This is a genomic window from Mycobacterium sp. 360MFTsu5.1 (assembly GCF_000383495.1).
Taxonomy (GTDB): Bacteria; Actinomycetota; Actinomycetes; order Mycobacteriales; family Mycobacteriaceae; genus Mycobacterium; species Mycobacterium mucogenicum_B.
This window is the reverse complement of the sequence record NZ_KB911462.1, coordinates 39,897-57,898: the sequence shown is the minus strand read 5'-3', so window position 1 is coordinate 57,898 and position 18,002 is coordinate 39,897. Positions and strand designations below refer to the sequence as shown.

The window sequence follows — 18,002 nt, the reverse complement described above, 5'->3', positions numbered from 1 at the left end:
TCTCGTCTACTTCGTGTGAGCCAATGGTTTTGGGACGCTGACGCCTACGTGGCCAGCGTGGCGATGCACTTGGTCTCGAGGTATTCCTCGAACCCGGCGATGCCCATCTCCCGCCCGTTGCCGGACTGCTTGTATCCGCCGAACGGTGCGTCGGCGGAGTACCAGACGCCGCCGTTGACGTTGACGGTGCCGACCCGCAGCCGCGCCGCCACGCCGGCCGCCCGCTGCGGGTCGGCCGAGAACACCGTGCCGGACAGGCCGTACGGCGAGTCGTTGGCGATGCGGACGGCGTCGTCGTCGCCGTCGTGGGCGATGACGGTGAGCACGGGCCCGAAGATCTCCTCGCGGGCGACGCGAGCCGAATTGTCCAGGCCGGCAATGACGGTCGGCTCGATGAAGAAGCCCTTGTCGCGGTCGGCCGGCCGGCCGCCACCACAGGCGAACGTGCCACCTTCCTGGAGGGCGAGGTCGAGGTAGCCCTGCACCCGGTCACGCTGGCGGGCCGAGATCACCGGCCCGCAGACGGTGCGCGGGCTGGACGGATCACCGGGCTTGATGCCGCCCATCGTGCCGGCGGCGGCCGCAACGGCCTCGTCGTAGCGGGCCCTCGGCACCACGAGCCGGGTGGTGATCGCGCACCCCTGGCCGGCGTGCATCGACGCCGTGAACGCGGCCATCGCGCACGCGGCGGCGACATCGGCGTCGTCGAGCACCAGGAATGCCGACTTGCCACCGAGTTCCAGGAACACCTTCTTGATGGTCTCCGCGGCGTCGGTCATCACGGCGCGGCCGGTGGCGGTCGAGCCGGTGAACGAAACCATGTCCACGTCAGCGTGTTTCGACAGCAAGGCACCGACGCCGTGGTCCCGGGACGTGATGATGTTGATGGCGCCCGCCGGGAAGTCGGTGTGCTGGGTGATCAGTTCGCCGAGCACCGCGGCGACCCACGGGGTGTCGGGTGCGGGCTTGAGGATCAGGGTGTTGCCCGCCGCGAGTGCCGGGCCGACCTTGGCCAGATTGATCTGGTGCGGGAAGTTCCACGGCGTGATGGCACCGACGACCCCGACGGCCTCGCGGGCGATGGTCCGGTTGGTCGGAATCCCTTGCGGCGTGGCATGTCCCAGGTCGGTGGTCCACTGGTAGCTCTCCGCGGTGTCGGCGGCGAAGCTGAGGTCTTCGACCGGGCCGTCCAAATGCGCTCCGGCGGTCAGCATCCGGGGCGCACCGACCTCCGAGATGGTCAGTTCGCGCAATTCATCGGCGTGGTCGCGCATGGCCTGCTGTAGCTGCCGCAGACACCGCACGCGAAGCTCCACGTTGGTGGACCAGTCGGTCTCGTCGAAAGCCCGGCGGGCGGCGTCGATGGCGTCCACCATGTCGCCGACCGTGGCGTCGGCCGCCACCCCGAGGACTTCCTCGGTCGCGGGATTGACGGTCGGGAACGTGCCTCGCGAACCCGGCACCAATTTTCCGTCGATGAGAAGGCGACTTTCGCCGTCACCCAACAAGGTCATCTGCGCTCCTGCCTTCGGGACGACGTCCAGCGATCTGATGTTTACTGGACAGCTGTCCGACAACGTTCAGTCGAACCATAACCGCACGCGCCACCGAGTGGCAAGAGTCCGACGAGATCGGCAACCGAAACCGCCGCATAAATGCCCGTTTAACAGGCTATTTTCATGCACTTCTTGCTTCCGTACCGCGCCATCGGCTAACTTGGACATGTGTCCAGCGATGCAGTGGCCGCCCTCACAAGCACCGGCCAAGAAGCGGACGACCAGCCGCGCAACCGCCGCCAGGAGGAAACCTTCCAGAAGGTCCTGGCCGCCGGTCGCGAGATGCTGCGGGAATCGTCCTACGCCGATCTGACGGTGCGGGCCGTCGCGGCGCGCGCCAAGGTCGCGCCGGCTACCGCCTACACCTACTTCTCGTCCAAGAACCACCTCATCGCCGAGGTGTACCTGGACATGGTTCGGCAGGTGCCCTACTTCACCGACGTGAACCAGACGAGGGCCAGCCGTGTCGAGCAGGCACTGCGCAGCCTCGCGCTCGTGGTCGCCGACGAACCGGGGGTGGCGGCCGCCTGCACGACGGCCCTGCTGTCCGGCGACGACGAGACGGTCCGCAAGGTGCGCGACCGCATCGGTGGCGAAATCCACAAACGGATCCGCTCAGCCGTCGGCCCCGACGCCGATCCGCGCCTGCTGTCGGCCCTCGAGATGACGTACTTCGGTGCGCTCGTCAACGCCGGCAGCGGCGTCTACACCTATCACCAGATCGCCGACCGCCTGTCCTATGTCGTCGGACTCATCGTGGGAGACAACGCGTGACGACAAACCCATCCCCGTCGCTTCGCTCGCCCCGGCAAGTGGAGTTACTGATCGACCCGTACAGCTACGACTTCCACGAGGACCCGTACCCGTACTACCGGCGCCTGCGGGACGAGGCGCCGATCTACCGGAACGACAAGCTCAACTTCTGGGCCCTGTCCCGCCACGAAGACGTACTGCGCGGTTTCCGGAACAGCACCGCGCTGTCCAACAAGCACGGCGTCTCGCTGGACCCGATCTCGCGCAACGACGAAGCCCACCGCGTGATGTCCTTCCTGGCCCTTGACGATCCGGCGCACCTGCGGCTGCGCACCCTGGTCTCCAAGGGCTTCACGCCGCGGCGCATCCGTGAGCTGGAAGGCCGGGTCACCGAGATCGCCGTCCAGCATCTCGACGAGGCGCTGCAGCACAACACCTTTGACTACGTCGACGATTTCGCCGGCAAGCTGCCGATGGACGTCATCAGTGAGCTGATGGGCGTCCCGCAAGAAGACCGCGTGCGCATCCGCGCGCTGGCCGACGGCGTGATGCATCGCGAAGACGGGACGGCCGACGTCCCGGCATCCGCTATGGCCGCATCGGGTGAGCTGCTGATGTACTACGCCGACATGGTCAAGCAGCGCCGCAAGAATCAGTCCGACGACCTCACCTCCGCGCTGGTGGAGGCCGAGATCGACGGCGACAAGCTCACCGACGACGAGATCATGGCGTTCCTGTTCTTGATGGTCATCGCCGGTAACGAGACGACCACGAAACTGCTTGCCAATGCGGCTTACTGGGGATACCAGAACCCCGACCAGCTGGCGCCGGTCTTCGACGACCACGAGCTGATCTCGCCGTGGATCGAGGAGACGCTGCGCTACGACACCTCCAGCCAGCTCCTGGCCCGGGCCGTCGTCGAGGACCTCGAGTTCTACGGCACCACCGTCCCCGCCGGTGACGTGCTGATTCTGCTGGCCGGCTCGGCCAACCGCGACGAGCGGGTGTTCGAGGCGCCCGACGAATACCGCATCGGCCGTGACATCGGTTCGAAGCTCGTGAGTTTCGGCAGCGGCGCGCACTTCTGCCTGGGCGCTCACCTGGCACGGATGGAAGCCCGGGTCGCCCTCACCGAACTGTTCAAACGTATCCGCGGCTACGAGGTCGACGAGGACAACTGCGTCCGCGTCCACTCGAGTTCCGTACGCGGATTTGCCCATCTCCCAATGACAGTGAAGGCACGCTAAATGGCCCGTTTCGAACCACACCCTTCCCGCCGCCCTGCCATCGTGGCCGGCGCCTCGTCCGGCATCGGCGCCGCGACGGCGACGGCACTCGCCGCGCGCGGCTTCCCGGTCGCGCTCGGCGCCCGCCGGGTGGAGAAGTGTCAGGAACTCGTCGACCAGATCAAAGCCGAAGGCGGAGAAGCGATCGCGCTGCCGCTCGACGTCACCGACACCGGATCGGTCGAGAACTTCGTCGCCAAGGCGACGGCCGCTCTCGGGGACATCGAGGTCCTGGTCACCGGTGCCGGTGACACCAACTTCGGCCGGCTGCACGAGATGAGCACCGACGAGTTCGCCGAGCAGTTGCAGATTCACCTCGTCGGCGCCAACCGGATGGCCCGCGCCGTTCTCGACGGCATGGTCGAGCGCCGGCGCGGCGACCTGATCTTCGTCGGCTCCGACGTGGCGCTGCGCCAGCGTCCCCACATGGGCGCCTACGGCGCCGCGAAGGCCGGGCTGGTCGCGATGGTCACCAACTTCCAGATGGAGCTGGAAGGCACCGGTGTCCGCGCCTCGGTGGTGCATCCCGGCCCGACCATGACGTCCATGGGCTGGAGCCTGCCGGCCGAGAAAATCGGCCCGGCCCTTGAGGATTGGGCCAAGTGGGGGCAGGCCCGCCACAGCTACTTCCTGCGCGCGGCCGACCTGGCCCGTGCCATCACGTTCGTCGCCGAGACCCCGCGCGGCGGGTTCATCGCCAACATGGAACTGCAGCCCGAGGCGCCACTGACCGAGGCCAAGGATCGTCAGTCGCTCGCGTTGGGCGAGCAAGGGATGCCGGAACCCGCGGACGCGAGGAGCAATGAGAGCAAATGACCATTACCAAAGAGGTACAACGGGTTTCGGGTGGCGCCGAGGAGCATGGCCACCTGGAGGAGTTCCGCACCGACCCGATCGGCCTGATGCAGCGCGTCCGCGACGAGTGCGGTGACGTCGGCTGGTTCCAGCTGGCCGACAAGCAGGTGGTGCTGCTGACCGGCGCCGAGGCCAACGAGTTCTTCTTCCGCTCCAGCGACAGTGAGCTCAACCAGGCCGAGGCCTACCCGTTCATGACCCCGATCTTCGGTGAGGGCGTGGTGTTCGACGCCGATCCCGAACGCCGTGCCGAGATGCTGCACAACACCGCGCTGCGCGGCGAGCAGATGAAGGGCCACGCCGCGACCATCGAGCGCGAGGTCCGGCGGATGACCGAGAACTGGGGCGAATCCGGGGAAATCGACCTGTTGGAGTTCTTCTCCGAGCTCACCATCTACACCTCGACGGCCTGCCTGATCGGCCCAAAGTTCCGCAACCAGCTCGATTCGCGGTTCGCGAACTACTACCACCTGCTCGAGCGCGGCACCGATCCGCTGTGCTACGTCGACCCGTACCTGCCCATCGAGAGCTTCCGCATCCGCGACGAGGCCCGGGCCAACCTGGTCGAGCTGGTTCAGGAGGTCATGAACGGCCGAATCGCCAACCCGCCCACGGACAAGAGCGATCGCGACCTGCTCGACGTCCTCGTGTCGATCAAGGACGAAGAGGGCAATCCGCGCTTCAGCGCCAACGAGGTCACCGGCATGTTCATTTCACTGATGTTCGCCGGGCACCACACCAGCTCGGGCACGTCGTCGTGGACGCTGATCGAACTGCTGCGCCACCCCGACTTCTACGCCAAGGTCCAGCAGGAGCTCGACGACCTCTACTCCGACGGCCAGGAGGTGAGTTTCCATGCGCTGCGCCAGATTCCGAACCTGGACAACGCCCTGAAGGAGACCCTGCGCCTGCACCCGCCGCTGATCATCCTGATGCGCGTCGCGCAGGACGAGTTCGAAGTCGCCGAGCACCCGATCCACAAGGGCCAGATGGTGGCGGCCTCACCGGCGATCTCCAACCGGATTCCCGAGGACTTCCCCGACCCCGACGCCTTCAACCCGAACCGGTACGAGAAGCCGCGTCAGGAAGACCTGCTGAACCGGTGGACCTGGATCCCGTTCGGCGCCGGCAAGCACCGCTGCGTGGGCGCCGCCTTCGCGCAGATGCAGATCAAGGCCATCTTCTCGGTTCTGTTGCGCGAGTACGAGTTCGAGATGGCTCAGCCCCCGGAGAGCTACCAGAACGACCACTCCAAGATGGTCGTCCAGCTGGCCCGGCCCGCGACCGTCCGCTACCGGAAGCGCGCCTGAAATGGGCAGCTACCGCGTTGAGGTCGACCGCGATCTGTGCCAGGGCCACGCCATGTGCGCCTTGGAGGCACCGGACTACTTCAACGTCCCCAAGCGCGGCACCGTCGAGATCCTCGACGAGGCCCCACCCGACGACGCGCGCGACGAGATCGAACGCGCCGTCGCCGAGTGCCCCACGCAAGCCCTGTTCATTCGCGAAATCAGCTGAAAACAAAGGACAAGACAATGACGTCATTCCCCCGCGAACAACTCGAAGAGTGGGTCGAGCGGTGGCTGCAGGTCAACCGCGACGCCGAAGCCGCCGGCGACTGGAAGCCCATGGCCGACTTCTACACCGACGACGCCACGTACGGCTGGAACATCGGCCCCAAAGAGGACGTCATGTGCCTCGGGAAGGCCGAAATCCGCGACATCGCACTCGGTTTGGAAATGGAAGGCCTCGAAGGCTGGAAGTACCCGTACCAGCGGGTGGTGATCGACGACAAGCAGGGCGAGGTGGTCGGTTTCTGGAAGCAGATTGTCGGCGTAGCCGACGATTCAGCAGAAGCGACCGATTCCGTTCAATACGAGATCTACGGCATCGGCGGCAGCTGGTTCCGGCTGGAGAACGTCGACGGCGAACCGAAGATCGCGTGGCAGCGCGATTTCTTCGACTTCGGCCACGTGCAGAAGCTGTACCTGGACCTGATGACGGCCGGAAAACTGTCGAAAGGCATGCAGCAGCGCATCCAGCGCAGCCTGGCCGGCGAGCAGCTGCCCGGCTATTACCCCCTCGGCGAGGCTCCCGTCCCGATCTGGTGAAACCAGCCGAGCGGTTATTGGGGGTGGGGTGTGACGAACGTAACTTTTCCCTCTACGCTAACTGAAACAGGTTCTAGTGGAAGGCACATGCGGTGAAGACAAAAGGTGCTCTCATCTGGGAGTTCAACAAGCCGTGGTCGATCGAGGAGATCGAGATCGGTGACCCCGTCAAGGACGAGGTCAAGATCCAGATGGAAGCCTCGGGCATGTGCCACTCGGACCACCACCTGGTGACCGGCGACATCCCGATGGCCGGATTCCCCGTCCTCGGTGGTCATGAGGGTGCGGGCATCGTGGTCGAGGTCGGCCCCGGTGTCGACCACATCGCCGTCGGCGACCACGTCGTGCTGTCGTTCATCCCCTCGTGTGGTGAATGCCCGTCGTGTCAGGCCGGCATGCGCAACCTGTGCGATCTCGGCATGTACCTGCTGACCGGCACCGCAGTCTCCGACGGCACCCACCGCGTCCACGCCGCCGACGGCACGCCGGTCCTCCCGATGACCCTGTTGGGCACCTTCAGCCCGTACATGGTGGTGCACAAGAGCTCGGTCGTGAAGATCGACCCCACCATCCCGTTCGAGGTAGCCTGCCTGGTCGGCTGCGGCGTCACCACCGGCTACGGCTCGGCCGTCCGCAGCGGCGACGTCCGCCCCGGTGACGACGTCTGCATCGTCGGTGTCGGCGGTGTCGGTACCGGCGCACTCCAGGGCGCGCTGAACGCCGGCGCCCGCAACGTCTTCGTCGTGGATCCCGTTGAGTTCAAACGCGACAACGCGCTGAAGTTCGGCGCCACCCACGCCTACCCGGACATCTTCAGCGCCATGGCCGGCGTCGCGGAGGTCACCGAGGGCCGCATGGCCACCAAGACCATCGTCACCGTCGGTGAGCTGCACGGCGAGGACATCGACAACTACCTGAACATCACCAGCAAGGGCGGCACCTGCGTGGTCACCGCGGTGGCGAACATGGCCAGCCTGGACGTGAAGCTCAACCTGTCGATGCTGACGCTGATGCAGAAGCGCCTGCAGGGCACCATCTTCGGCGGCGGTAACCCGCACCACGACATCCCGTCGCTGCTGGCCATGTACAAGGCCGGCCGCCTCAACCTCGACGACATGGTCACCCGCCAGTACAAGCTGGAGCAGATCAACGAGGGCTACGCCGACATGCTGGAGGGCCGCAACATCCGCGGTGTCATCCGGTACACCGACGCCGACCGCTGAACCCACTTCCGCTGATTCGGCCTGGGGCACCTCCCAGGCCGACTCGGCGTTGTCTGTAGGAGGAAAACCCTTGTCCGACAACCCTGTTGTCATCGCCTCGCAGTCGTCGTGGCGATGCGTGCAGACTCACGACCGCGAGGGCTGGCTGGCCCTGATGGCCGACGACATCGTCGTCGAAGACCCGATCGGCGAGGCCGTCACCAACCCCGACGGCACGGGAGTGAAGGGCAAGGAGGCGCTCGCCGCCTTCTACGACACCAACATCGGGCCGAACCAGCTGACGGTCACGTGTGAGGAGACGTTCCCGTCGAGCTCACCCGACGAGATCGCCTACATCCTGGTGCTGCGCACCGAATTCCCGAACGGCTTCGTGGCCAGCGTCCGCGGAGTCTTCACCTACAAGGTCAATGCCGCGGGACTCATCACCAACCTGCGCGGGTACTGGAATCTCGAGGCCATGACGTTCGAGCAGCCAGCCGATCAGGCCAACTGATTGTCGGCGTAGAACCGGGCCGCGCGGCGAATCGCATTCACCGTCGGCTCCGGTTCCCAGCCCAGCTCCCGCCGCGCCTTGCCGTTGTCGGCCGGTGACGTCATGTGCAGCAGCCGCGTAATGGTGACCAACGGCGGAATCTTGCCCGGGCGTACCGCACGCAGCGGCTCCGTGGCGTAGGCACCCGCGTACATCGCGGCCTTGGGAACCCCGAATCGCGGTGGCCGGACGCCGGTTTCGTCGGCCGCCGTCTCCAGGATGGTGCGCAGCGGCAGGTAGCTCTCCGAGATGATGTACCGCTCCCCCACGCGGCCGTGCTCGGCGGCCAGGAGCAGCGCGCGGGCGGCGTCCTCGATACCGACCACTTCCGCGGCCGCGTCCGAGGCATAGAACCGCATCCGGCCGGCCGCGGTACGCGCCACGATCTCGCCGTGCGGCGTCGGCTGCCAGTCCCGCGGGCCATAGGTGTTCGACACACACATCGCGACGGCCGGCAGTCCCCGTTGCGCCGCCGCCTCCAGCACGAGTTGTTCTGCGGCACGCCGTGATCGGACGTAGTCGCCACCCTTGTCGGCCCAGTTGAACGGCGTGTCCTCGGTGACGACCGACCCGTCGTCGCTGACGGCGATGGTGCAGATGGTGCTCACGAAGACGAACTTGTCGAGATCGGCGTCGACCGCGATGTCCAGCACCCGCCGCAGTCCGTCGACATTGGTACGGAACAACGGCGCCGGGTCCGGCAGCATGGCCCGGGCGTCGACGACGCAGTAGAAGACGACGTCCCGATCGGCCATCGCGGCCCGCACCGCGTCGTCGTCGAAAATGTCTCCGTAGCACCGCTCGACGTCGAGGTCATCGATGCCGCGGGTCGGGCTGGTCTCCCGCAGCAGCACCCGGACGTCGTCGCCGCGCTCGACGAGCTGGCGCGTCACGTGGGAGCCCAGGAAGCCACTGGCTCCCATGACCAGTGACTTGCGTGGTGCCATCAGGCGCGCGGCCCGACCGGCCGGCCGAGCAGGCGGTCCGGTTGCGACCACCACGGCGCGGCGTCGGACTCGCCGATCCCGGTGATGTCGTTGGCTTCGATGAAGTACTCGTGCACCCGCTCGGGGTCGACGGCCGGTGCGCGCTTGCCCCACTTGACCGAGAGGAATCCGCTGTCCCCCATCGATTTCTGGTGCAGCACATAGGGAGACATCGACCGGGCACCGCGGCCGACGGTGACCCCGCCGAACGTCCACGCGATGTACGGCAGCACCCGGCGCCAGTACACCTGGCTGAGCGTGCCGCGCTCCCGCAAGATGTTCGTGCCTGGCATCACGCCGGGATCGAAGTACGCCGCGGACATGCCTTCGGGCACCAACCACCCGGCCGCGCGGGACAGGTAGAACAAGCCGAGCTTGGTGCGCGCGTAGGCCTGAACACCGTCATCGCTCGGCAGGCACTGCTCGGCGAGCGGTTTCCATTCCGCGGTCTTCACCCGTGCCAGCCGCTGGAACAGCGTCTGGCGAATGGTCGGGGACCCGACGATCATGACGCGGGCATCAGCCGCCAGCTGCGGGCTGATCCGCGCGAGCAGCGCATGCGGACCGAAAAGGTTGGTGGCAAGGGTCAATTCGATGCCGTCGGGGCTGAGTTCATGGGCGTCGTTGCGCAGCACCGCGGCATTGAGCACGACGGTGCTGAGCGGCGGGATGACGCCGTCCGTCACCAGGCGCGCGATCTCGTCTGCGGCGCGGCGCACGCTTTCGCGCGAACCCTGATCGCACACCACGATGTGGGTGGTGCCGTCGGCCGCGCGGTCACCGAGCAGCGCCTTGAGTTCCTCACCCCGCTTGGCGTTCCGGACGGGCAGCACACAGTGCCAACCCGGTGTTCCCACGACCCGTTTCGCCAGTCCGAGCCCCAACCCGGAGGTGGCGCCCGTCAACAGCAGACTGCGTGTGGCCATCTGATTCATCACCCGACTTCCGCTGGAACCGACGAATTGCTGGACGGTGCACCCTCATTCAGGCCGATGCGGGCGTGCAGCCGTGCCAGCGGGGCGGGCGCCCACCAGTTGGCCTTGCCCAGCAGCACCATGACAGTCGGGAGCAGGATGGTCCGGATCACGATGGCGTCCACCAGGATCGCGACCGCCAGCCCGAACCCGAAGATGCGCAGGAACGACACCTGCGAAGCGACCAATCCGGCGAATGTGATCGCCATGACGAGCGCCGCGGCGGTGACGATCCGGCCGGTTCCGGCCAGGCCGAGAGCCACCGATTCGCGGCCGGCCGCATCGGATTTGTCCGAGGCGAGCCAGAATTCGCGGATGCGGGCGATGATGAACACCTCATAGTCCATCGACAGCCCGAACGCGACGCAGAACATCAGCACCGGCATGGTCGACACCAGGGTGCCCACGACGGTGGTGCCCAGCCCGCCGAGGTGGCCCTCCTGGAAGATCCACACCAGCGCCCCGAACGTCGCGGTGAGCGACAAGGCGTTGAGCACCAATGCTTTCAGCGGAATGATCACACTGCCGCTGAGCAGGAACAGCAGGACGAACATCACCACGGCGATCAACCCGAGCATCGTCGGCACCCGGCTCGCGATGGCCTCGACGCCGTCGCGGTTGGACTGCGCTGCTCCCGTGAACAGCGGCGTCATCCCGGCCGGCGGCGGCACCGCGTGCAGCCGGTCCAGCGCTTCGTCGGACGCCGCGCTGAAGGGCAGCGTCGTGGTGGTGACGGTCAGGAAGCTGGCGTCTTTACCGGTGCCGGCCTCGTGCCCGGCGGGCCCGATCGCGCGGCCGCCCGCGTAGGTGGCACCCGGTCCGGCCGCGGCCACCACGGTCGGCACCTTGGACAGCTCGGCGGCGTAGGCGTCGATGGCGGCGTTGTCACGGGACCCGTTGCCGTGCAACAGCACGATGTGCACCGGCAGCCCGGCGTCCTGCGTGAAGTCGCTGCGCACGTGGTCACCCACCTGCCGGGCCGACGATGTGGTCGGCAGGATGCGGTCGTCGGGGAAGCCGAACTTGATGTTGAGGAACGGCAGTCCGACGATGACGAGCGGAATCAGGGTGACGGCGGCGGCGATCCTGGGGCGACGCATCACAGCGTGCGTCCAGGTGTACCACCGTGATTCGGTGAGCGGTCCACGCTGGCCCGGTTTGCCGATCCGCTTGCCGGCGACGCGGATGGCGGCCGGCGTGATGACGAGGGCCGCGAGTGCGGCCATGACCACCACCGATACCGCGCCGTACGCGAACGACCGCAGGAAGTACATCGGGAAGACCGCCATGGTCGCCAGGCACAGCGCGACGGTGGCCGCTGAGAACACCACCGTGCGACCCGCGGTGCGCATGGTGCGCCGCAACGCCTCGTCGGGGTGGGAGCCGTCGCCGATCTCTTCGCGATATCTGCTCACCAACAGCAGTGAATAGTCGATCGCCAGGGCCAGGCCGAGCGCCACGGCAAGGTTGAGCGCGAACACCGAGACGTCGACGAACTCGGCCAGAACCCGAAGAATCGCAACGGAACCCGAGATCGCGAAGGCCCCGACCGCCAGCGGTACCAGGGCCGCGACCACGCCGCCGAAGACCCACACCAGGACCAGGAACGTCAGCGGCAGCACGATGGCCTCACTGAGGGTCAGGTCGTGGCGACTCTGCTCGTTGACGGCGGAGTACACCGCCCCGGGACCGCCCGCCGAGATGGTGAGGCCCGGATCGCGTTGCCCGACATAGCGTTCCACCAACGCGGTGGAGGACGCGATGCCGGTGGTCTCGTTGCCGTCCATGAAGGCGATGACCAGGGCCGAGCGCCCGTCCTTGCTCACCAGGCCGGCCGCGACCGGATCGGGTGCCTCGAACGGCGACAGCACCCGCGCGACGTGTTCGGTGCCGCGCAGCTCGGTGACCAACCGGTCGACCTGTGCCCGCAGAGGAGCAGCGGTCACCGGCACCCCAGGGTCGCTGGCCTGCACCAACAGGTTCAGATTCACGAAGCCGCGGTGGAACTCTTCGGTGAGCACCTTGTTCGCGCGGTTCGACTGGGCGTCGGGGTCGGTGAAGCCACCGGCGCCGAGCAGGTCCGCGACGGGAGCGGACAGGATGCCGAAGACCGACATCAGCATGACGGTGGCGACGAGAATCCGTTTGGGCGCGGCGATCACCACGCGCGAGATCAGCTCGAGCATCGCCGCGTCACGCCGCCGGCGGGAAGACATTGAGCACGACGGCGGCACCGAGGCCACCCGCGCTGACGATCGCGCCCGCACCGATACCGCCGCCGCGGCGCTGCAGTTCGTTGATCAGGGTGCCGGCCACACGGGTACCGGAGGCGCCGTACGGGTGGCCGAGTGCCAGGCCGCCGCCGTGGACGTTGAGCCGGTCACGGCTGATGTTCAGCGAGCGTTCGTAGGCGATGCCGATCGAGGCGTAGGAGTCGTGGACGTCGTACAGGTCAACGGCTTCGGTGCTGACGCCGGCACCGTCGAGGGCCCGCCGGGTGGCGGTGATCGCCGCGTCGGTGGCCCGCTCGGGCTCCGAGCCGACGACCGACCAGCCGATGATCTCGGCCAGCGGGGTCAGGCCGTGGCGGCTGGCGAACTCGGGATCGCAGATCATCATCGCGGCGGCGCCGTCGGTGAGGCCCGTCTGGTTGCCGGGCGTCACCGTGCAGTCCTCGCCGAGGAACGACGTCAGCGCCGACAGGTTGGTCATGTTGAATTCGCGGCACGGCAACTCGTCGGCGAAAACCTCTGTGCCGTCGACGGTTACGGCGACCTTCTCGGTATCCAGGACGCCGCCCTCGATGGCGTCCGAGGCCAGGGTGTGCGCCCGGGCCGACCATTCGTCGACCTCTTCGCGCGTCAGGCCGAACTGCCGCGCGGTGCCTTCGCCGAGAGTCCGGGCCAAGTCTAGTGCGGGCATCTCACCGATGCCGGGATGCATCGGGGCGATCTTGGTGTCGGTGATACCGGTGGCCGCGAAATGCGGACCGGCCAGCGGCGACGCCGAGGGCGTGTTCAGGCCGCCGGCGATGACGCACTTGCCCATGCCGGCCTTGATGGTCGCCACCGCCTGGTGCATCGCCATCATTCCCGACGCACACCAGCCGCCGACCGCGACGGCGGGAGTGTCCAGCGGCAGTCCCATGTCCAAGGCCGAGTACCGGGCGATACACCCGCCGCCCTGCAGCACCTCACCGAGCACGATGTTGTCGATCAGTTCGGGGTCGACACCCGAGCGGTTGATGACCTCGCCGATCACGGTGCTCGCCAGGTCGAACTCGGAAACGTTGGCCAGTCCGCCTACCAGCGAACGCGTGAACGGGGTTCGCGCATACGCAACGACTACGGGATTGGTCAAGGTTCTTGCCCTCCTCGGCAACGACGTCCGCGTGCGGCACCGCGCAATCCACGGACTGCCCAGAACTGTCGCGTACGTGCGGACATAACGGCATGGCTGCACTTCGTGGTGCTGATTCCAGCTACTAACGGCAATAGTTTGTAGCACGCAATTCGAACACGGTCTATATTCCATCAACGTAAATATCCACGTCAGAGGCGTTAATTATGAATTTAGCGAACTAGTTAGAACTTGTTTCAATATTTGCCCATGGCACGAATCGGTGTAACCCCCGTCACAGCCGGAACGGCGTTGGCGCACAACCGATAACAACGTTTCAAACCCCATCCACCGGCGCCCCGAATCGGCCCGTTGACCGCGCAGTCAATTCGGCGAAGCCCGTCGCTGTGGCAAACCGTCAGCCACCCATGCAGCAAACTTTGGGCTCGACAGCATCAGGTAGAACATGTTCTAGTAGCGACATGCTCGACTTCAGCACCGACACCCTCAGCCCGGAGGAAGCCGAACGCCTCCGCTCCGTATTCGAGCCGCTGACCCAATCGGTCCGCGAACTGATGGACGCGACCGCCCGCAGCGACGCCGATGCCGACGTCATCGCAGCCGCGAAAGCCGAAATCGATTCGGCCACCGCGCGTTTGCGCTCCAAGCAGCTGGAGAAGACGTGGGGCCTGCGCTTCACCACCGAAGGCGAATGGCTGCCGTGGACCAATGCCGTTGTGGGCCTGCGCAACCCGGTCGCACCGCCGCTGACGGTCGTCCTCGAGGCGACCGACTACGTCTGGTCCGAGTTCTCCCTCGGCGCCGCCTACGAGGGCCCGCCGAACCACGCGCACGGCGGCGTCTGCGCCATGATCCTCGACCACGTGCTGGGTGAGGTGGCATCGAACGACGGCACCACCCGGTTCACCGGCACCATCAACGTCAAGTACGTGCGCCCCACCCCGCTGGGCAAGCTGCGGGCCGAGGCACGAATCGTGCGCACCGAGGGTTTCAAGGCCTACGGGGTCGCCCACATCGCCGACGACCAGGGTGTCACCATCGAAGCCGAAGGCGTCTTCATCCAGCCCAAGTGGGCCCGCGGCTAGATGGCGCGGTCGATCGGCGCCAAAGACTGGCTCAGCGCCCACATTCCTGACCAGACCGGCCGCACGGTCCTGATCACCGGCGCCAACGGCGGCCTCGGTGCCGCCACCGCGCGGCATCTGGCGGCCGCCGGCGCCCGGGTGATCCTGGCCTGCCGCCGCCCGGCACAGGCCGAGGCACTGGCCGCCGAAATCGGTTCTGCCGCGCAGACTCTGAACCTCGACCTGGCGAGTCTGGACTCCGTGAAGTCGGCCGCGGCTGCCTGCGGACCCGTCGACACCGTGGTCGCGCTGGCCGGGGTGTGCCACGTGCCCTACGGCCTGACCGCCGACGGTTTCGAACTGCACACCGGCATCAACCATCTCGGACACTTCGCGTTGGTCGGCCAACTCCTGGACCGGATCACCGATCGGGTCGTGGTGGTCACCAGCCGCGCGCACGAGTTCGTCGGGCGGCCGGGATTCGGCAAGCTCATGCCCGCCGACCCGGGCTGGCGGACCCGTCGTTACTCCGCGTTCGACGGCTACTGTCAGGCCAAGCTCGCCAACCTGCTGTTCGCCAATGAACTGCAGCGCCGACTGAAGGCCGCCGGGAGCACGGTGAAATCGGTATCCGCACAACCCGGTTGGGCCGACACCGACGCCGGTATGCACTCGGGCCGCAAGTGGGGCGACCTCTCGTGGCGCGCCTCGTGCCGGGCCATCGGCCAGCCGGCCGACGTCGCGGCCCTCTCGATCACCTACGCCGCCGCCGCAGACGACGTTGTTGGCGGTGGCTATTACGGACCCGACCGGTTCTTCGGCATGCGCGGACTACCGGCGCCGGCCAAAGCCGGCCGCGCGGCCACCGACCAGGCCCTGATGACCGCGAATTGGGTTGCCGCCGAACACCACACCGGTGTCCGGTACGACATCTGACGACAGGAGCCGACCGTGTCAACCGACGCACCGGACGTCGCCCGGCTGCCCCTCGCCCCCGACGTGCCCTTGACTCTCCGCGAACGCATCGCCGCAATCCAGATGGCGCACAGCGGATGTGAGACCTTCCGTGACGCCGGCGGGCCCGTCACCACCGTGCGCATCGCGCCGAAGTGGATGATGCCGCCGATCATCGCCGTCACCTCGCCGCAGGGTGCCCGCGACGTCCTGACCGCCACGTACCCGGCCGTCGACCGCGACTTCCCGTTCATGACCGAACAGCAGAAGCTCAACGGCGGCTCGCTGCTGAACTTCAGCCACAAGGAATGGGTCGGGCGGCGCCGCATGCTGCAACCGGTGTTCACCACCGCGCGCATCGCCGAACTCAACGAGCAGATGTACGACATCGCCACCGACGCCGCGACCTCGTGGCGCGACGGGTCCGAGATCGACCTGGACCAGGAGAGCCGCCGGATCACCATGCGGGTGCTCGGCCGCACCATCATGGGATTCGAACCCGGTTCGTACACAGACGAATTGGTCGATCCGCTACGCCGCATCAGCAAGTACATCGCCGACCGCGGCCGCGCGCCGGTGAAGCTGCCGAGCTGGGTGCCGACCAAGGAGCGGCGCTTCGCGGTCCGGTTCAACAAGGTGGCACACGATCTCGCCGCGCAGATCCTGCGGGACTGCCGCGCCGATCCGCTGCTGAGCGCGCCTCTGGTCCGCGCCATGATGGAAGCTCGCGACCCGGAGACCTCAGAACCGCTGACGGACGAGGACATCTGCCACGAACTCGTCATCTTCCTGGCCTCCGGACTGGAGACCACCGCGACGACGCTCGCCTACGCGCTGTGGGCACTGGGCCGTCATCCCGAGATCTTCGACCGGGTCGCGGCCGAGGTCGCCGCGGTCGACGAGGCCGCGCTGCGGACCAATCCGCGCAGCCACCTGCCCTACACCGTCAGCGTCATCCAGGAGGCCCTGCGCCTGGGCGGCCCGACGCCCGCCGTGATGCGCATCGCGCGGCAGGACATGGCCGTCGACGGCTTCCGCGTCGAGGCCGGCAGCATGCTCATGGTCGGCGTCTACGCCATGCATCGTGACCCCCAATTATGGGACCGGCCACTGGAATTCGACCCCGATCGGTTCAGTGGGGGCCGCTCGCGCATGCAATGGCAGTTCCTGCCGTTCGGCGGCGGGCCACGGTCGTGCATCGGTGAGTTCTTCGCCCTGACCGCGGCGACCCTGGAGCTCGCGTCGATCGTCCGGCACTGCCGGCTGACATCGCGCGGCACCACGTTCCCCATCACCGCGCCGCTCACCATCGTGCCGGACGGGCCCATCCCGGCCCTGGTCCAGACCGTGAACTCCTAGGACGACGCCGTGCCACGACGAGCCCCCGTACGCACCGCCGAGCTGAATCTGGAAACCCTGACGCTGCACCAGGACGGCCGCGTCCTCACCGCCCAATTCGACGATCCGCCGAACCAGTTCCTGTCGCTGAGGCTGGTCAAGGACATGGACAAACTGACCCGCGCGGCAGATCAAGACCCGTCGGTGGGCGCGGTCATCCTGACCGGCACCGGCGACAAGTTCATCTCGCACTCCGAACCCGAACAGGTGCAACTGTTCTTCCAGATGGCGACGCCGCCGCTGCCGTCGCGCGCCGTGACCTGGTCCATCAAACTCAACAACGCGGCCATGCGCGTGCCCGCCCTGCTCAGGGCCACCGAGACCCGCGGCGGCGACTGGGGCACCGGCATCGTCTACAGCGCCATCCTCAAGCGGACCATCACCCGGATGAACCGGTCGGGTGTCGTCTACCTCGCGGCCATCAATGGCGCGGCCCTCGGCGGCGGGTTCGAGCTCGCGCTGTTCTGCGACCTGCGCATCGCGGCCGACGCCGACCAGGTCCGCATCGGTCTGATCGAGATTCTCGCCGGCCTGGTACCGGGAGGCGGTGGGAGCCAACGGCTTCCGGCCATGCTCGGCATGTCCGCCGCGCTGGAGCACATGCTGGAAGGCCGCCCACTGACCGCGCGTGAGGCACTCGACGCGGGCGTCGTGCACCGGCTCGCCCCTGCCGAGGGGTTGCTCGATGATGTGCGGGCCACCGCGCAGCGCCTGTCCCGCCGCTCCCCCTACGCCGTCGCGGCCGTCAAACGCGCCGTCTACTTCGGCGGCAACAGGACGTTGTCCGGCGCCCTCGACTTCGAGCTCGCGGGATTCGTCGGGACCGGCCGCAATCCACGAAAGCACTTGACGGCGGACGCTTTTCAGCAGGATTACGAGACCATCGGCGACAGTCCCTTCGCCAGGGACATCGAGCCCTGGCTGTCGGGCACCCGCGTCGAGCAATAGGC

17 protein-coding genes are annotated in these 18,002 nt (G+C 67.2%); 12 read left to right on the top strand and 5 right to left on the bottom strand.

From position 1 onward, the window contains the following. Nucleotides 1-44: 44 nt before the first annotated feature. Nucleotides 45-1,514 (bottom strand): aldehyde dehydrogenase, encoded by a 1,470-nt coding sequence (locus H289_RS0100310; RefSeq protein WP_020098752.1) that lies wholly within the window; start codon nt 1,512-1,514, stop codon nt 45-47. A gap of 210 nt (nt 1,515-1,724) precedes the next feature. Between H289_RS0100310 and H289_RS0100305 the strand changes: the two genes are divergently transcribed. From H289_RS0100305 to H289_RS0100270, 8 genes are all read left to right on the top strand, one after another. Beyond that, nucleotides 1,725-2,330 (top strand): TetR/AcrR family transcriptional regulator, encoded by a 606-nt coding sequence (locus H289_RS0100305; protein WP_029104616.1) that lies wholly within the window; start codon nt 1,725-1,727, stop codon nt 2,328-2,330. 38 nt (nt 2,331-2,368) lie between these two features. After that, nucleotides 2,369-3,556, top strand: coding sequence for a cytochrome P450 (locus H289_RS0100300; RefSeq protein ID WP_020098750.1), 1,188 nt, complete (start codon nt 2,369-2,371; stop codon nt 3,554-3,556). Then, nucleotides 3,557-4,411 carry an SDR family oxidoreductase gene (locus tag H289_RS29385; RefSeq protein WP_029120417.1) on the top strand — a complete coding sequence of 285 codons (855 nt, stop codon included), beginning with the start codon at nt 3,557-3,559 and terminating at the stop codon, nt 4,409-4,411. Then, the gene (cyp51, locus tag H289_RS0100290; protein ID WP_020098747.1) at nt 4,408-5,760 is read left to right on the top strand and encodes a lanosterol 14-alpha demethylase; all 1,353 of its coding nucleotides are present in this window, start codon (nt 4,408-4,410) and stop codon (nt 5,758-5,760) included. Before H289_RS29385 ends, cyp51 begins: the two co-directional genes overlap by 4 nt. Before the next feature lies 1 nt (nt 5,761). Further along, entirely contained in the window at nt 5,762-5,968 is a 207-nt protein-coding gene (fdx, locus tag H289_RS0100285) for a ferredoxin Fdx (RefSeq protein WP_020098746.1), read from the top strand. A 17-nt stretch (nt 5,969-5,985) separates the two neighbouring features. Next, a complete protein-coding gene (locus H289_RS0100280) occupies nt 5,986-6,561 on the top strand; it encodes a nuclear transport factor 2-like protein (RefSeq protein ID WP_020098745.1) in 576 nt (191 codons plus the stop codon). Between the two features lie 92 nt (nt 6,562-6,653). Beyond that, nucleotides 6,654-7,784 carry an NDMA-dependent alcohol dehydrogenase gene (locus H289_RS0100275; RefSeq protein WP_020098744.1) on the top strand — a complete coding sequence of 377 codons (1,131 nt, stop codon included), beginning with the start codon at nt 6,654-6,656 and terminating at the stop codon, nt 7,782-7,784. Between the two features lie 70 nt (nt 7,785-7,854). After that, nucleotides 7,855-8,277: a nuclear transport factor 2 family protein gene (locus tag H289_RS0100270; RefSeq protein ID WP_177127400.1), complete on the top strand. Its 423-nt coding sequence runs from the start codon at nt 7,855-7,857 to the stop codon at nt 8,275-8,277. Here the strand turns inward: H289_RS0100270 and H289_RS0100265 are convergent. Genes H289_RS0100265 through H289_RS0100250 form a run of 4 tightly spaced genes read right to left on the bottom strand, consistent with a single transcriptional unit; the run spans nt 8,265 to nt 13,636 of the window. Further along, nucleotides 8,265-9,263, bottom strand: coding sequence for an NAD-dependent epimerase/dehydratase family protein (locus H289_RS0100265; protein WP_029104614.1), 999 nt, complete (start codon nt 9,261-9,263; stop codon nt 8,265-8,267). The two genes, H289_RS0100270 and H289_RS0100265, sit on opposite strands and share 13 nt — an antisense overlap. Beyond that, the gene (locus H289_RS0100260; RefSeq protein WP_155943977.1) at nt 9,263-10,228 is read right to left on the bottom strand and encodes an SDR family NAD(P)-dependent oxidoreductase; all 966 of its coding nucleotides are present in this window, start codon (nt 10,226-10,228) and stop codon (nt 9,263-9,265) included. The genes H289_RS0100265 and H289_RS0100260 overlap by 1 nt, the downstream gene beginning before the upstream one ends. 8 nt (nt 10,229-10,236) lie before the next feature. Continuing rightward, the gene (locus tag H289_RS0100255) at nt 10,237-12,492 is read right to left on the bottom strand and encodes an MMPL family transporter (RefSeq protein ID WP_020098740.1); all 2,256 of its coding nucleotides are present in this window, start codon (nt 12,490-12,492) and stop codon (nt 10,237-10,239) included. Then, nucleotides 12,470-13,636: a thiolase family protein gene (locus H289_RS0100250; protein ID WP_020098739.1), complete on the bottom strand. Its 1,167-nt coding sequence runs from the start codon at nt 13,634-13,636 to the stop codon at nt 12,470-12,472. The genes H289_RS0100255 and H289_RS0100250 overlap by 23 nt, the downstream gene beginning before the upstream one ends. A 461-nt stretch (nt 13,637-14,097) precedes the next feature. Between H289_RS0100250 and H289_RS0100245 the strand changes: the two genes are divergently transcribed. The 4 genes from H289_RS0100245 to H289_RS0100230 are packed head-to-tail and all read left to right on the top strand — an operon-like array spanning nt 14,098 to nt 18,000. Continuing rightward, nucleotides 14,098-14,721, top strand: coding sequence for a PaaI family thioesterase (locus tag H289_RS0100245; RefSeq protein WP_020098738.1), 624 nt, complete (start codon nt 14,098-14,100; stop codon nt 14,719-14,721). Beyond that, the gene (locus H289_RS0100240; protein ID WP_020098737.1) at nt 14,722-15,636 is read left to right on the top strand and encodes an SDR family NAD(P)-dependent oxidoreductase; all 915 of its coding nucleotides are present in this window, start codon (nt 14,722-14,724) and stop codon (nt 15,634-15,636) included. A 15-nt stretch (nt 15,637-15,651) separates the two neighbouring features. Then, nucleotides 15,652-17,013, top strand: a complete 1,362-nt coding sequence (locus H289_RS0100235) for a cytochrome P450 (protein WP_020098736.1) — start codon at nt 15,652-15,654, stop codon at nt 17,011-17,013. 9 nt (nt 17,014-17,022) lie between these two features. Further along, nucleotides 17,023-18,000, top strand: coding sequence for an enoyl-CoA hydratase/isomerase family protein (locus H289_RS0100230; protein WP_020098735.1), 978 nt, complete (start codon nt 17,023-17,025; stop codon nt 17,998-18,000). The last annotated feature ends 2 nt before the right edge of the window (nt 18,001-18,002 follow it).